The sequence below is a fragment of the Candidatus Arthromitus sp. SFB-rat-Yit genome (assembly GCF_000283555.1).
Taxonomy (GTDB): Bacteria; Bacillota; Clostridia; order Clostridiales; family Clostridiaceae; genus Dwaynesavagella.
In genome coordinates, this window is sequence record NC_016012.1 from 434,961 (window position 1) to 451,518 (window position 16,558).

13 protein-coding genes and 1 pseudogene are annotated in these 16,558 nt (G+C 24.7%); 13 read left to right on the forward strand and 1 reads right to left on the reverse strand.

What is annotated here, in order from left to right:
- The first annotated feature begins 129 nt into the window (after window positions 1–129).
- The 5 genes from RATSFB_RS02065 (at window position 130) to RATSFB_RS02085 (ending at window position 11,023) form a co-directional block, all read left to right on the forward strand.
- Window positions 130–4,050, forward strand: coding sequence for a helicase (locus RATSFB_RS02065; RefSeq protein WP_014094395.1), 3,921 nt, complete (start codon window positions 130–132; stop codon window positions 4,048–4,050).
- A gap of 114 nt (window positions 4,051–4,164) precedes the next feature.
- A complete protein-coding gene (locus tag RATSFB_RS02070; RefSeq protein WP_014094396.1) occupies window positions 4,165–8,454 on the forward strand; it encodes an FtsK/SpoIIIE domain-containing protein in 4,290 nt (1,429 codons plus the stop codon).
- 18 nt (window positions 8,455–8,472) lie between these two features.
- A complete protein-coding gene (locus RATSFB_RS02075; RefSeq protein WP_044035503.1) occupies window positions 8,473–8,718 on the forward strand; it encodes a hypothetical protein in 246 nt (81 codons plus the stop codon).
- A gap of 92 nt (window positions 8,719–8,810) precedes the next feature.
- Window positions 8,811–10,325: a hypothetical protein gene (locus RATSFB_RS02080; RefSeq protein WP_014094397.1), complete on the forward strand. Its 1,515-nt coding sequence runs from the start codon at window positions 8,811–8,813 to the stop codon at window positions 10,323–10,325.
- An 86-nt stretch (window positions 10,326–10,411) separates the two neighbouring features.
- On the forward strand, window positions 10,412–11,023 hold the full coding sequence (locus RATSFB_RS02085; RefSeq protein ID WP_014094398.1) for an AAA family ATPase: 612 nt from the start codon (window positions 10,412–10,414) through the stop codon (window positions 11,021–11,023).
- Between the two features lie 32 nt (window positions 11,024–11,055).
- On the opposite strand, the gene RATSFB_RS02090 is transcribed toward RATSFB_RS02085, so the two are convergent.
- Window positions 11,056–12,420, reverse strand: coding sequence for a phosphodiester glycosidase family protein (locus RATSFB_RS02090; protein WP_014094399.1), 1,365 nt, complete (start codon window positions 12,418–12,420; stop codon window positions 11,056–11,058).
- 250 nt (window positions 12,421–12,670) lie between these two features.
- Here RATSFB_RS02090 and RATSFB_RS02095 point away from each other — a divergent pair, with 250 nt between their 5' ends.
- The 8 genes and pseudogenes from RATSFB_RS02095 (at window position 12,671) to RATSFB_RS02115 (ending at window position 16,507) form a co-directional block, all read left to right on the forward strand.
- Window positions 12,671–13,099 (forward strand): response regulator transcription factor, encoded by a 429-nt coding sequence (locus tag RATSFB_RS02095; RefSeq protein WP_014094400.1) that lies wholly within the window; start codon window positions 12,671–12,673, stop codon window positions 13,097–13,099.
- Window positions 13,100–13,111: 12 nt separating this feature from the next.
- A pseudogene (locus RATSFB_RS07455) lies at window positions 13,112–13,234 on the forward strand (winged helix-turn-helix domain-containing protein); the annotation flags it as partial.
- A 37-nt stretch (window positions 13,235–13,271) separates the two neighbouring features.
- The gene (locus RATSFB_RS02100) at window positions 13,272–13,994 is read left to right on the forward strand and encodes a HAMP domain-containing histidine kinase (RefSeq protein WP_014094401.1); all 723 of its coding nucleotides are present in this window, start codon (window positions 13,272–13,274) and stop codon (window positions 13,992–13,994) included.
- A gap of 240 nt (window positions 13,995–14,234) precedes the next feature.
- A complete protein-coding gene (locus tag RATSFB_RS07300; protein ID WP_044035504.1) occupies window positions 14,235–14,570 on the forward strand; it encodes a hypothetical protein in 336 nt (111 codons plus the stop codon).
- Window positions 14,571–14,615: 45 nt separating this feature from the next.
- Window positions 14,616–14,768 (forward strand): hypothetical protein, encoded by a 153-nt coding sequence (locus RATSFB_RS07350; RefSeq protein ID WP_158309318.1) that lies wholly within the window; start codon window positions 14,616–14,618, stop codon window positions 14,766–14,768.
- Window positions 14,769–14,855: 87 nt separating this feature from the next.
- A complete protein-coding gene (locus RATSFB_RS07305) occupies window positions 14,856–15,509 on the forward strand; it encodes a glycoside hydrolase (RefSeq protein ID WP_044035505.1) in 654 nt (217 codons plus the stop codon).
- 54 nt (window positions 15,510–15,563) lie between these two features.
- Window positions 15,564–15,692 carry a hypothetical protein gene (locus RATSFB_RS07525; protein ID WP_256359018.1) on the forward strand — a complete coding sequence of 43 codons (129 nt, stop codon included), beginning with the start codon at window positions 15,564–15,566 and terminating at the stop codon, window positions 15,690–15,692.
- Between the two features lie 131 nt (window positions 15,693–15,823).
- A complete protein-coding gene (locus tag RATSFB_RS02115; protein ID WP_014094402.1) occupies window positions 15,824–16,507 on the forward strand; it encodes a hypothetical protein in 684 nt (227 codons plus the stop codon).
- Window positions 16,508–16,558: the final 51 nt, after the last annotated feature.

Consider the following 16,558-nt stretch of genomic DNA (forward strand, 5'->3'; position numbering starts at 1 on the left):
TGCGTTGATTTTATATCAATGCATCCTTTATTTATTTAATTGAATAAATTAGTTAAATAATTTGATTGATTAGTATCAATAATAAATAGTGTAGTGATTAAATTTTTACATAGAGTTAAGGTGATATTTATGAGTGATAGTTTGAAAAGATATCAAGATGTTTCTATTAATTTTAGTTTAGATAATAAGACAATATATTTAGATAACATTTATAATGAGGATTTTTTAGACTTATATGTTTTGAAAAGTTATAACGAAGATATTTATTCTAATTTTATTAATTTTATATTTTCAGATAGTATTGAGGTATTAAAGATTATTGAGGATCCTTTAACTTGGCAGAGTGATAAATTATTTAAAATTAAGGAAGAAGTAAATAAAATAAAAAAAGATAAGCTTAGTAAATTTGAGGAAAGCCATGATTTCCCAAATATAAAGGATTATGAGATATTTTTGGATAATTTTTATAAAGGCAATGTAAGCAAAAATTTGGATTTAGTAAATATCCAATATAGCAATATGAATAACGTAAGTTTAAATTTAGATAAGTTGTGTAAAGGTAATAAAAGAAGTGATTTGTATATAGGATATCCATTTATTGAAGGGTATATTGATAATGTAGGTTTTGTTCGTATGCCATTTTTTCTTATACCTGTCGAAGTATTTAGTGAGAATAATGAGTGGTTTATCAGAAAAATGCTTAAAAGAAAGATAAAGATAAATAGGTATTTGATTATTATATTTCAAAGAATTCTTAAACGTAAAAATTTAGAAATTAAACTTGATTATGATTTCAATAGAGATTTTAAAAAAGATGTGTTAAAAGTATCATTAGATTTTTTAAAAAGTTTAGATATTGGATTTCATAATAATGATGTAATTTTAGACAATAAGTTTGATGAATTTTTGGGTATGATACGGAACTTAGGTAGTGATAAGTCTGATCTTGATATTAAAAATTATTTAGTTTTGGGTAGGTTTGATGTAATAGGAAATAAGTATGAGGATTATGAATCACTTATTTATACAGATATGTCTAAAACTCTTGTAGGAAGACTGATTTCTAATGATTGTGATAATAAAGATAATTATAAAGAAGATATATATAAAGAAATTTATGTTAAAGATAAATTGGATTTTGATCAAAAGAAGTCTATTTGTTTAAGTGATGATAGCTATATTACACTTATAAATTCAAATTTAGATATAGGAAAAGATACTACGGTAACTAATTTTATATTTGATAAAATATGTAAAAATAAAAGTTTACTTGTAGTTTCTAAAAATAAGGAATATTTGAAAAAATTATACAATGAATTTTCTTCTACAAAACCTATTATTATGGATTTATTTCAAAGCAATTTCTATCAAAAATTTTATAGGAGTTTTGATAGAATGCTTAATTTTAAAAAAAATTCAGATATAACTAGAGAATTTAATGAAATTTTGGATGGTATTAATAAGAATTATCGTTTTATAGAAGATTCAAATGAAATTTATAATAAAATAGAAAATTTTGGTTTATCGCTTAAAGATATGTATGAGTTAACAATGAATTTAGGTGATAATGATATCGATAAGGTATCGTTTTCTAAATTTAAATTAAATAATCCTGTTTCAGGTTGTACATTTGATGAAATTATTGGTGCAATTGATAAAATTAAAGATGAGAATTTAATTGATATTTTTATATCGCATAAAGAGTATTTGAATAAACATAAAATTCTAAATTCTATAAGAGAAGATTTTAATTTTGATGATGTCAATTTATATTTAGGTAGATTAAAATCACTTAGAGAAAAATATGATAAGTTGTCCTTGGATATTGATCAAAATAAATGTAGTGAGAGTGTAGTTGAATTATTTAAGGAAAATAGTTTTACAAAAAATGAGATTATAGATAAGTGTTTTAAATGTAATGAACATTATATTGAATCTGATAAGTATGATAATTCTGATGTTTCAGAATTTTGGATTAAAAGTTTATGGTTTGGGAAAAACAATAAAAAAAGTACAGAAGTTAATAAGCGAGCTTTGATAGATACTGAAATGTATTATGAGGCTGTAAAAAAGATTGATTTTGATATAAGTTTTATTAAAGATATAGTAAAGCATGATAAATTTGAATTTATCAGGGAGAGGGTATTTAGTTTTAACGATATAACTTATTTTTTAGATAATTTAATAGAAATGATGGATAGTTTTCACGAATTTATAGAGTATAGTTATAAAATTAAAAATTTTACCACACTTGTGAATGATATCTTGGAGTATGTATATAACAACTCAATTAGCGAGAAAATGATGAAAGATAATTTAGATAAAATTTTAAAATTTTCTATATTTGTAAATATTTCAAGAAGACATAGTAAACACGGTGATGCACTTGAAAATTATAAAATGGTTGATAGATATTTTAACAATCTTATAGAATTATTTGATAAAAGAGCGAGTGTATTAGAAAAATTCATACTAAATAATGTTATGAGTGAAGCGAAAGAGAGTTTAATTGGTACGGATGATAAAATAAACAAAAATGATTTTTCGAATATTTCCAAATATTTAATTAAAGATTTTATAAATACTTTTAATAAAGAATGTTTAAAATTATTTCCATGCTTTTTAGTTGATTACGAAGAAGTATTTTCTAGAATACCTTTAATTGAAGGTTTATTTGACTATGTAGTTTTTGTAGATGGGCACAATTATTTTTTAGAGGAAATTATACCTATAGTATATAGAGGGAAAAAGATGGTTATATTTGGTAGCGATAACCAAATTGATTGTAGTAGTAGGAGTTATAATATAATATCTCGTGATGTTATAGAAGTTTCAAATAATGTATTTAAATTTTTGGGTGATAAATTTAATAGAGTAGATTTAAAATATACGTATACATCTGGTAATGAAATTTTTAGAGATATATCAAATTGTTTATTCAAAACAAAAGATATTATTTCGTTACCTAAGGATAGAAAATACTCATATATGGATAATCCGTTTATGATATTTACTATAGGCAATAAAGATATAGAAAATATAAATGAATATGAAGCGAAATTTGTTGTAGATCTTTTGTTCAAGCATTTAAAAGTTAAAGAATACGAGGAATCCATTGGGATAGTTACAATAAATAGAAATCATGCAGATTTAATTAAAAATGTAATCAAGGATAGATTAAAGTTAGATGAAGAATTTAATTTTTTGTATAATAAGGAGTGTAAAAAATACAAATCAAATGATGGAATATATATAACAAGCATTTCTGAAATTTCATATAAGAAGATAGATATTGTAATATTTTCTTTAGGTGGCGAGAGAAATCTAGAAAATGAGATAGAAATTAAATTTAATGATATAGAAAATCAAAATTGTAGAAATAAATTAAACATGTTTTTGATGATGACTCAATGTGAAATGGATATAGTTACATCACTTAGTATAAGCGATATAGAAAATAAGGAATATTTTAATGAAAATATAAATGTTTTGAAGAAATATTTAAACTATGCTAATGAAATTTATAGTGGTAATATGATTAAAGTTATGGATGAATTAAATTATGGTGAGAAATTTGATAATAAATCTACCAAGATATTAGATATTATACATGATAAGCTAGTTGATAGAGGACTTATTGTAGAGAAAAATTTTGGAACGCAATTTTACAAATTTGATTTTGCAATATATGACAAAGATCTTAAAAAGTATATTTTATTTGTGGAATTTGAATCTAGTATAATTCAAAAATTTAAAGATAAACCAGAAAGATACGTAGATTGTTTTATTTATTTTGATAAACTTGGATACAATGTTTTAAAAATTTGGAGCAGAGATTTATGGAGCGATATAGATTTCCAGGTTGAAAATATAATTTATAATTATTTTTTAGTTAGAGATAAATTATTGAAATTGAGGTCTAAAAATATTTTAGTAGAAAATTTAATTAATAAACATACGATCTTAAGTAAATTTGTAGATATTATTGAAAATAGACGAATAGAGTTGATTTGTGAAAATAGTGGAAATAAAAGTTTGATAAAAAGATAGTAGTGAAACTACTATCTTTTTTTGATTACAAAATTATTTCAAAATATTGAATAAAGTGTTGAAATGTGTTAATATATTGTTTACAAAATATTGAAAAATTTTTAAGAGGGGATTATGAAAAGGGTAAAAATTTATGTTTTCTATAAAAATAAATTTATAGAATGGGATATTGAAAGTTTCCAAAATAGTTCTATTGAATTTTTATTGGATAAAGATATAACTTTATTTTCTAGAAATTATTCATTTCATTTTGAATATGAGAATGGGAATTATATATTAAAACCTTTTAATGAATTTGAACTCATCTATAAAGATCAAAAATTAAATTCAAAATTAATTTTAGATGGAGATGTAATTATCTGTGATTTAATTGGGGATAAATCTAAGGTTATTTTATTTATACAGTATGAGGATTTTTTAGGTTGTAGTTTTTATAAGTGTAAGTTAAACGGGATTTCACAGATAAAGATTGGGAAAAATAATTATGCAGATATCACATATTCTAACTCTAATTTATTAGATTACCATATTATTTTAAATTTTAAGAAAAATAGTGCAGAGCTTATAAGCAATGCTGGAGGATGTTATTTAAATAATATAAAGACTTTAAGTGGAAAAGTTTTATTTGGAGATATAATTTTTATTTATGGGCTCAAGATCGTTTATTTAGGGGATTATATTGCTGTAAATAATCCAAATGGAAAAGTAACTTCTAGCTTAAAGTTTTCTAATGATGATATTGAAGAAATGGAAATGATAAAATCTACTAATATTAGTAGAGGAGTCGAGGATGATAGCAAGGTTTACTTGGATTTAGATGAAATTATAGAATTTCGAGTTGATCCTCCTGTTGTTCGTGATTATAATCTTTTGAAAATTTTATGTATTGGATTAATTCCACTAAGTGTGATAGGCGTAGTAATTTGTGTTTTGACTTTCAATTATATAGAGGCAAGTTATATTTATTCTATTATAGTTGGGGCAGCAGGTTCTTTGATTGTTATACTTCTTTTGTGTTTGTTAATGTATTTTAGAGTTAATAATACAAGGCAAAAAGAGAAGTACGATTCATATTTAAATGATAAATTTAAAGAAATATCGGTGATTAAAGAAGAATGGGTGAGAGCTTTATCCCAAAGATATCCAAAAGCTATTGACTGTTATGAAAGCGTTATTAATTTTGATAATAATGTTTGGAATAGGGTTTGTAGAGAAAATAATTTGTTGAGCTTGACAATAGGGCAAAGTGAATCTTATTTTGGAAATTTAAAAATTTTAACTGAAAATGCTAAAGATAATAAACTTTTCGATTCCCATAAGATACTTAAGAAAGTACCGATAACCATACCTCTTAAAAAGATAAATAAACTTTCGGTTGTATCTGATATGCATAAAAATTATGATGTATTTAAAAATTTTGTAGTGCAACTTACAAGCAATAATTCATATAAAGATTTAAAAATTGTTACAATTGCATCAAAAGATCATGAAGAAAACATAAATTTTGTAAAATTAATCCCGCATGCTTATTCTGATAAAAATGATTTTAGATATTTTGCCGTAAACGATGATGAAGTAATTGACGTTTTACATAATTTACGCAAAATAATACGAGAGAGAAAAAATATTCTAAAACAAAATCCTAAGTACGTTTTTAGAACATCTTATATTGTTTTCTTATTCTATAATTTTACAATTCCGATGGATCAGTTTTTAAATTATATAAAAAGTGTTGGAAGTCCATTAAATATTCATTTTGTAATTTTCACAATTAACAAAAAAGATATTCCTGAATGTTTTAAATATATACTTGATGTGGCTGAAAAAGATCAGACTCTTTATAATGTCCGAGAAAATGGAATTAAGAAGGTTGTTTTACCTTATGACTATGGTGATATTGCTAATTTGATTGATATGGACAAGTTCACAAATGCATTATCTAAGATAAAATTAATTACAGATGGAATGGTTAAAGGATTTGAAAGTAAATCAATTTATGATTTATATGAAATTTCTTCAGTTAAAGATTTAAATATTGAAGAAAGATGGAGAAAAAATAAATTATTAAGTTCTCTGAATATACCAGTTGCTACTAAGGATTTAAAAGATGTATTTACGCTTAATATACATGAAAAACATGATGGTATAAATGGAATAATATTTGGCGAAAGTGGCGTTGGAAAGACTGAACTATTGAAAAATATAATACTTTCATATTCAATAAATTTAAGTCCAAATTTGTTGAATTTTATAATTGTTAAATCAAACTACAATATTAAATTTAATAATTTTATACATCTCCCTCATGTCCTCGATATTTTGGACAAGGAGGATCTTTCAGAAAAGAATAGATTGATAGATCTTATTAAAAATGAAGTTGGTAAGAGGCAAAAATTATTCGATAGTATAGGTGTTAAAGATATAGATTCATATTTAAACATCTATGAAAGTTATTCAGATATTACGGTGATTTCACATTTAGTCATTGTTATAGATGATGTTTGTGATGATGATATTAATTTTATAGATGAGTTATCTCAAATGTATTCATCAATGCTTAGTACAGGGATTCATATTATTGTATCTTCTAATTGTGTTAGCTCATTTGTTGAAAAAGAGAATATTTTAAATAATTTTGATTTTAAAATATGTTTTAGGTTATCCGATGTTAAAGATTTATTTGAAATTATGGGAGAAAATGAAACCTTAAATTCGAATTCTACGGGTAAATTTAATGTAAGATTGTCGGATAGTGTTGTAGTTAATAATGTTCAAAATGTATATTCAAATTATTATGTTGAAGATCATACAGAACAATTAGGAATAGAACTTGTAAATAATTGTGGTACTGTTAATAAAAAAATCGTAAGGTCAAATGAAATAAATGAATTTGTACTTCAAGAGGATGAAATAATAAATGAAATTATAAATCTTTCATCTGACATAAATATGGTGAATATGTCGCCTTTTAATAGTTCACTTAGATATTTAAGCCTTCATGATTTATCTGGATATAATAGTAATTTTAATGGATTTATGTGGACTGAGTCGGATAAGCCTTGTGATGCAATAGTTGGGGTTGTTGATGATCCGAAGTATCAAGTTCAAAGATTTTTAAGTGTGGATTTTAAAAATGTAGGAAATTTATTTGTATTTGGATCACCTGGAACAGGTAAAAGTAATCTTATTAAAACTCTTATTTATTCTCTATGTTGTGAATATAAAGAAAGCAATTTAAATGTATATATTGTCGATCCTAATACTAGAAATACAGATTGTTTCGGATATGCACCACATGTTAAAAATATAGCATATACAAAAAATGAGATTAATTCTTTATTTAGAAAAATATTGGAAGAATTTGAACTTAGAAAAAAGATATTTGATAATTTAGATATTTCAACAATTGATCAATATAAATTGAGAGTTGGGGAAGAACTACCGAATATAGTTTTAACAATTGATAGTATACAGGAAATTTTAGATGATAAATGGGATTATATGAAATTTATCAGAATGATAGCAAGAGATGGTAAATTTTATGGCATTTATGTTTGCATAACTTCATCTGAGTATGGAAACACAGAAATTAATTTAAGTGAGTATTTTGATAATAAGTTTGTATTGAGATTTAACGACGAGTCCCTATATAAAAAAATATTAGGAAAAGATTATAAGATAGATTCCAAATTTAAAGGAAGAGGTATAGTTAATTATAGTGATTCATTAGGAGAGAGGATTCTTGAATTCCAAATAGCCTTGCCAATGATGAGTAATAATGACGTTGATCTTAACAATAAATTGAAGCGTTTATTTACGCATATGAATGAAGTTAATAATAAAATTTATCTTGGATCAGAAATTATGGATGCATTAGAGTGTGAAGAAATTAAAGAAGATAACTCGAATAATAACGATAATGATCAAGTGAAAAATTTAAATAGTTATTTAAATGATTTTATAGATAATTATAATAATTTGTGTGTTGTATGTGATTTGGAAAATAATGATGATGTTTTGTATGATATAAATAAAGCTGTGGGAGAAAAAGGGATTAAATCTTACTTTTTTCAAAACCGAGATTTAAATGAAAATGAAGTAGAAGAATTAATAAATTGGATGGATTCTATAAGTGACGAGAGTGTTTTTGTTATTATAAGTAATATAGAGGGATTAATATCTTCATGTAATGATAGAATGATTGAGTTATTTAATTCTATTTTGAAGAGGGAATCTAGAAAAATGTATTTCATTACATCTATATATAAAACTAGTAATGTAAATGAGAAGTGTTCAGAGGTAATAGATTTATTGATTTCAAATGGGGCAAGTATGATTATAAATGATGATAGAAGTGCAACGATTTTATATAAATCTCAAAAGGATCTTATTAAGATAAATTAGTAATTTGGGGGAATATACATGGTTTATTTACAGGTATATGTGCCGGATAAAAATAGGTTTTTTGATTATAGAGTATCGAGAAAAATAAATATTTGTAATTTAAAAAGCTTAATTGTTGAATCAATATATAATATAAAATGTGATGATGAGTTTATAAGGAATAATTACTCGTTAATAGATTTTAATTGTAGAAGAAGATTGAAAGATGATATAAATTTGTGTAATTATTCTATTTATAATGGATATAAATTTTTGTTAATATAGAACCAATAAGAGCATGCTTGAATGTAAGCATGCTCTTTAATTTTTAAACATATATAGTAAGTGAATATTTTTATTTTATTTTTGGAGGTAGAATGATTAATAAAATAAAAAATCTTATCATGATAAGTTTTATTGCTATACTAATGAGTAATTTTAATGTGATTTCGGGTGCTAAAAATAATATAGGAACAGAGATTTTAAACAGTTATAATACTGGGGAGTTAATTTATTTAATAAATGAGGATGGGGAATTAGTTAGATTAAATAGAAATATGAAAGATATAGTTCCTGAAAATATGCCTAAACTTCTATCTATTAATGTTTATGAGGATGATTTTTTTGCACTTACTAGGGAACATGAACTTATTTCTTCTGAGAATTTTAAAACATCAAAAAATATAAGTAAGATTGATAAAAAATTTTTATTAACATTAGATGGGAAAGTATCTTCATTTGATATAAAAAATTCTAGAGTATTTGGGGATTTTAAAAATGTTAAAGATATAAAAGCTCTAAGTGATAATGCAGTTGTGATATATGATGTTCAAGGTAATATAAGTATTGTTAATATTGGAAATTCCAAAATAATGAGCATAAAAAATTTATCAGATATAGAAGATGTAAATATTTTTAATGAAAATTTGATATTGGTTATAAAAAAAGATGGAACTATGATGGGATTTGGTGATGATTATAATAAGGTTTCCAAAATTATAGAATCAATAAAGAACGCAAAAAAATTTATACACCAAATGGATAATTTATATGTTGTAACTTATGACAATAAAGCAATACCAATAATTGAAAATGGTTTTAAAGCACCTGAAGAGTATTTGAGAGATATATCTGATATTACTATTAGTAATTTTTCAAATAGTGAAGGCGAATTTTACAAATCTTATTTTGTGACTACTGAAGGAAAAGTTTCTTATTATATACAAAGTGATAATGAGATAAGTAGTTTTAATAAACAGAAAATTGATTATATTAATGGGTTTGATAATGTAGAAAAAGTTTATGAATCAGGGTATTTGACTATAGTACTTCATAGAGATGGTTCTATAACGATACCTTTTAATATTCATCATGAATTGAATGGAATTACAGGTGTAACTAATATTGAACTTAAAAATCAAAGTTATGTTGTTTATTTAGATAATGGACATGCTATAACATCGCTTGATAATATTATACTAAATGATAGAGGTTCATTTGATAAACGTGAAGAGATTTCAGATTTATATGAATATTTTAATGTTATTTCGTTAAATACTGTAAATAGGGAAATTAATAAAGAAGATTTTGAAAATATGAGAGAGTCTATTTTAAATGACAAGGAATCATTTAAAAATGTTATAAGAAGTTTGTGCTTAGATAGAAAATTCATCTTGATAGATATTGGGTATGATGAAATAATAGAGAGATTATATTATTCTGTTTTGAATGTCAAACCAAGTTCTGATGAATATAATCATATTTTATATGAAATAATTGAAAAATCAGAGAAAGATAACATGGGCAAGGAACAAATTATAATTCAGATTGTGAATTATATGTTTGAAAATCCATTATTTGAGGATATATTTAAGAAACTTACTCAAACATAGTTTTACGTAGTTGAATATATTTTTACCCTTATGTATATTAACTAATATGTAAGAAATTTATGGTAATGTGTGGAGGAGTGTTTGACATGAATAAAATAATTACTATAGGTCGTGAATTTGGAAGCGGCGGAAGAGAGTTTGGTAAAAGACTTGCGGAGTATTTAGGCATTGCATATTATGATAAGGAGATAATAACAGAAATATCAAAAAAGACACAGCTTGCAGAAGAATATATTCAGGCTATTGAAGATAAACCAATTTCCACATTTCCTATTACCATAGGAAATAGTTTTTATGCAATTTTTAATCCTATTTCAGAAAATGTAGAAGTAAGTGTTTATGCAGAACAAAATAATATTTTAGTTGATATGGCAAAAAGATCTAGTTGTGTTATTATAGGAAGATGTGCAGATTATATACTTGAAGAATTTAATCCATTTAGAATATTTATTTATTCAGATATGAAAACAAAGATTAGTAGATGTATTGAGAGAGTTCCTGAAGGTGAAAATTTAAGTGAAAAGCAATTGAAAAATCAAATTATAAGTATAGATAAAAATAGAGCTAAGTATTATCAATTTATAACTGGAAATAAATGGGGAGATAGATTGAACTATGATTTATGTGTAAACACTAGTTCTTTATCCATAAAATATGCGGCAGAGTATATTGGGAAAATGATTGAAAGTAAAATGTAAATAAAAGGCTAGTGTAATTTTGCACTAGTCTTTTATTTTATTTCGATATCATAAGTTTTTATAACATTATTCACTTCAATTGTTATTGTTCCCTTAGATGGAATGTTTATAGGATGAAATATATAATTTGAATCAAAGTAACCTACATTGCTTGAAAGTTTTAGATTTGGTAACATATATACGTCGATTGGATTGAAATTTTTGTCGTAGCACACAAAATTTAATTTTTTTGATTCGTTTGAATTTATTTTTGGGGAATCATGAAAATAGAAGTTTTCTATGTCAAAAGTATAGGGCATTTTGTTTGTAATCATAATTGAATTTGATATTAAACGGTTTTCTCTTGGGAGATTTGTATATTTTAATGAATGTATCCCAGGTTCTCTAATCATCATTGATGTTGAGCCACCACCATCTAAGTTTATAGCTTTGTATGCTCCTCTTGATTTTAAAAAATGGGCAAGTTCTACTAACGACATTCCTTTAAAATCATTTTTTTTGTCAACTGTTAAGGCTAAAAGAGTATTTCTATTTGTGAGTGCTAAAGCTGTCCTGTGGTTTTTTGAAGTAGTCGATTCTTGTGACCACGTTCTTGAAAAATAATTTTGAGGTAATATTTGGTTATCGTAGAGTATAAATTCGTGACCTGTTAGAAGATGTTTAATTTTTGGTGTTGAATAGTTACTTGATTTTCGTATTTCGAAATTTATTTCTACATCCATATCGATAAAGGCATTATTAAATAGTGCCTTTTTTTTGTCGTATGAAATTACTATAATTTCATCATTTTTAATTTTATAGATGTTTGGAGGATCGTTTATTATTTCTTTGATTTTTCCTGATATTAAATTTTTATTGTAAAAGGAAGTGTTTTTATTGTTTGGTATTATGGATATAATAAGTGCATCTTCCTTATTGTTTGGTAGAAATATTGTCGATGCTTCATTATCTTTGCAGTTGAATATGTTTACAGTATCTTCTAAATAGTCACTTCTGTTAATTGAATCTATGTTTATTTGTGTTTTATAGGAGTTTGAATCTATTAAATTTATGTATCCTGTGAAATGATAGTTGTCTATATCAATACGATTATTTTCAAATATTGTAAAGCATGGTCTCATTATTTCTTCATCTTTTGTTAATGAGGTTGAAAAAATTTCACCATTTATTAAATTGCTACATACGGGAATACCACTTGACATATTAAAGAAATCACCATTGATTGCACCGATTATATTATTTCCATTTTTTTGTTCTTGATTAACTTGATCATTTAATGTGGATTTTCCATTTGTTATGTTTTGAGATTTATGACACATGAGTGAGTATGTTTGGTTTATTAGGTTTAAATCCATTTCAATATAATTAATATTTTGGTGATTAAATTGTTTTCCCATAAAGTTATAGATTATTTCATTTTTATGAGTTACTCCAATTGCTAAAGGAGTAGATGATATAATTTGTGCATGTTCATTAAATGATTTTGAGAAACATAGATGATTTTTAAATAAGGTAAAAATTACAAATACAAATAAGATTTTAACAAAACTTCTTATATCTCATCACCTCAAATTATTTACTTAATAATAGCTTAGTATTTCTTAATTATTTAAAAAAATACTTGATATTTTAAAGGGGGAATTATTTATGAGGATTATGATTGTAGATGATGAAAGAAAATTGGTTAATATACTCAAGACTTATTTTGAAAAAGAGGGATTTGATGTAATTTATTCATTTAACGGTGAGGATGCTATAGATAAATTTTATTCAAATAAAATAGATTTGGTTATTTTGGATTGGATGATTCCTGGGTTAAGTGGAAATGAAGTATGTAGGTACATAGATGAATATATTAAGAAACCTTTTGATATTAGATTTTTAATTATGAGAGTAAATAAATTGCTAAATTTTGATAAGGATATTAGCTTTAAAGATATTAGGATTAATATAAGAGATAAAGTGGTGTATAAAAATGATAAAAATTTAAATTTAACTAAGTTGGAGTTTGATCTATTAAGTTATTTTATAAGAAATAAGGGAGTTATATTATCAAGGGATAGGATAATTAATTAAGTTTGGGGATATGACTATGAGGGAGATTATAGGACAGTAGATACACATATTAGAAGACTTAGAAGCAAAATAGGGGAAAATAGCATAAAAACACATAGGGGAATGGGATATACTTTGGAGGTTGATGTAGATTAAGATTAAGAATAGAGTTTTTATAGGCAATTTATTTTTTATGGACAAGTTTTATATATTGGAAAAAAGAAAATTATTAGATGAGGTTTATAAGATTATATCTTCAAAAGATATAAATACCGTTTTAGGTACAATTAGTGATATAGAGAAAGAAACATCTACAGTTATTGTTTATACGGAGAATATAGAGGATATTGATATTTTAAATGAGTATATTTTTACATCATTTTTTAAAAAAGATATAAAACTAAATAAATTTTGGATTACAGAGGATGCAATAAATAAATTAAATATAACGAGTGTAAATAATATATACAATCAAGAAATTGTTAAGTATAAATTTTATACTAAAATGTTTAAAAAAGATGATTACATATTTGTTGTTGGAACAACTTTATCAGATGTAAATGAAATAATTGAGATAATAAATAAATTTATAGTATTAATAAGTTTATTTTCTATCTTTATTAATTGGATACTTGTGAATGTAAATATAGGTATAATTACAAAACATATTAAAAATATAAAATATCTGTTAAGGGATATTGAGTCCTTAAATTTTAGGACGGAAGGTATAAAAATGTGTGACGAGATGGGGGATTTATCTAGAAGTATAAATCAAATGAGTGATAGTTTAAGGAAAGCTCATGGGGAAATAAATTCTCAAAATCTTAAATTAAAGGAATTGCTGTGTAATGTTGCTCATGAGATAAAGACCCCCTTGTCTATTATAAAAGTATATGCCCAAGGAATATGGATTTGATGATGGAACTTATTCAGATATTATACACGGTGAAATTGATAAAGTTGATGGATTGATTGAGAATTTAATATTTTGATTAATACGGATCACTTAAATATTGTTTTAGAGAATTTATTAACTAATGCTATAAAGTATACCGCTAATAAAAAAATAAGTATTGATTTATTAATATTAGATAGATATGTAATTTAACATTCGCGTAACATTACCTCGATATTATTATTTTTGAGGTGAAGTTAATTGAAAAGATTATGTTTAATATTAATTATTATTTTTGGTATGATGTCATGTAATAATCTAAATATAAATAAGGAGATTTCTGGTAATGAAGAAATTTTAAGCATGCAGAAAGATCATTTTAAATCGGATTTTGATATTGAAGTAAATCCAGAAACTTTTGCTTTAATGGTTAATGTAAACGGGGTTAGTGAGTATGTATCAAATCAACTAACTTCAAGAAAAGTTTCAAACTTTAAGGAAGAAAATGGTAAGATATTATGGAGTTATGAAGAAGAAGGAATTAATATTTTAGTTGAAAATAAGGAAGAGTATATAAATGTATCAATTGAAGGTTAAGACAATAATTTTATTTGGCCAAGTATTTCGGGTGATGAGTATATTTTGACTATTGGACAAGGTAAAAAGATACCGTCAGATGATGAAACATGGAAGAAATATTTTAATCAAATTGAATCTATAAATATACTTAGTAATGTTTTATTATTAAAAAACTTTTATAATCCTGATATATTTACAGATAAAATTAGTTTTTAAAGTGATTTAGAAAAAGGAATAGAAAATCTTAATGGAATCGAACTTGTAGAGTTTAATAAAAAAGTTTTAAAGTCAAAACTTAAAGATATGGTTGATCCTGTAGAAGATTGGGCAGATTCGGTTACAGTAGATATTATAGAGGATATGAAAAATTCAGGAATATCAAATCTTTTAATAAATTTTGATGACTGGAGAACCGGTTTTGCTAAATCAGAATTTGTAGAAAATGCTAATGAATATGGATACTTAATTGGAACATATGATTCATATCACTCAATACATAAAAGCGGTGAAGAGCAATGGTTAACTGCTACATTTGAAGATACAACATTATTTGATGAAGCAACTGTTACAAACAAAAAAGGCGAGAAAATAGAAGGGTTTAATGGAGTAGGCAGAAAATTAAATCCAAAACTTGCAATGCCTAGTGTGAGAAGTAGAGTTGAGGAAATTTTGGATACAGGTATAGAATTTAATACGTGGTTCTTAGATACAGATGGCACTGGAGAAGTGTTTGATGATTACTCTGAAAATCATATAACGACTGAGGAAGAAGATATAAATGCAAGAATTGAGAGAGTTAAGTATTTGAATAATGAAAAGGATATGATTGTTGGAACTGAGGGTGGAAATGATTTTATAAATAAATATGTTGCATATGCTCATGGGATAGATATGGGTCCTTTTAAATGGATGGATAAAGATTTAAAAGATAAAAATAGTGAATATTATCTTGGTTAATACTATTCACTAACAGGTGGAGTTGATAACCTTATGTCATATAGATGAAGGAGAATGGGAAAAAATAGAAATTTAATTATAAATCATTATAATGTGTGGGGTGATTTTTCTAAGAAAGTTATAAATAAAGGGATGATATATTTTGAGAATTTAGTAACTGATGGTTCTGTTAAGATGACTTAATATGGTGATGATGGAGAATTGATACATTATACACCTCGAAGATAAGTTTTTAGGTTGTAATTTAATTTGGTTTTTATTACAATGAAACTATTAAAAATTATTCTAAAAATGTATTTTAGAAGGAGAAATGTATGAGTAATCAAGCCGTTATAAGAATAAAGAATTTTCAAGCTGATTATGATTTTAGAATTTGTAATTTGAGTGTGAGTATTTATTGTATTGGTAAGGGAAATTTAGTTTTGGATGTGACAAATAAACAAACTAAGGAATTAGTCCTTGAAAATGTAGAAGTTAGTGATGGTACTCAGTCAATTCAATGTGATTTGGATAATGGAATATATAATTTTAAGATATATGAAGTTTTTAATAAAAAAGATAGTTCTAGCAGATACTTGTTATATGAAGCAAATTTTACATACAGTAATCCGTATGATGCTAAAGATGGAGAAATAATTATTAAAAATATTAAATATAAGGGTGATGAATACGCACTTAGATATTATTACAAAATTACAGATATAATTCCTAGTGAAGAAAATGAGAATGTATTTTATGCTAAGATGGTTGGGTATGATAAGTTTGATATATTAAAAAGTATAAATGATCCATATGAAATTAAGATTACTTATTTAGATGAAAAGCAAAAGGAAATTTTTATAGAGTTTGAAGAAGATGGGGAGTATATGTACTTTTTATTTCACAGAGATAAGAGAATGCTTATTAAAGAAGAGGATAAAAATGACCAAATAAATTATGACAGATATTTTGAGTTAACGGACGATGAAAGTAGTTATTTAACTACAAATTATAGATAGAGGTATCACTTTTGGGTGATACCTCTTTTATTTTTAATATTTTTTGTATGT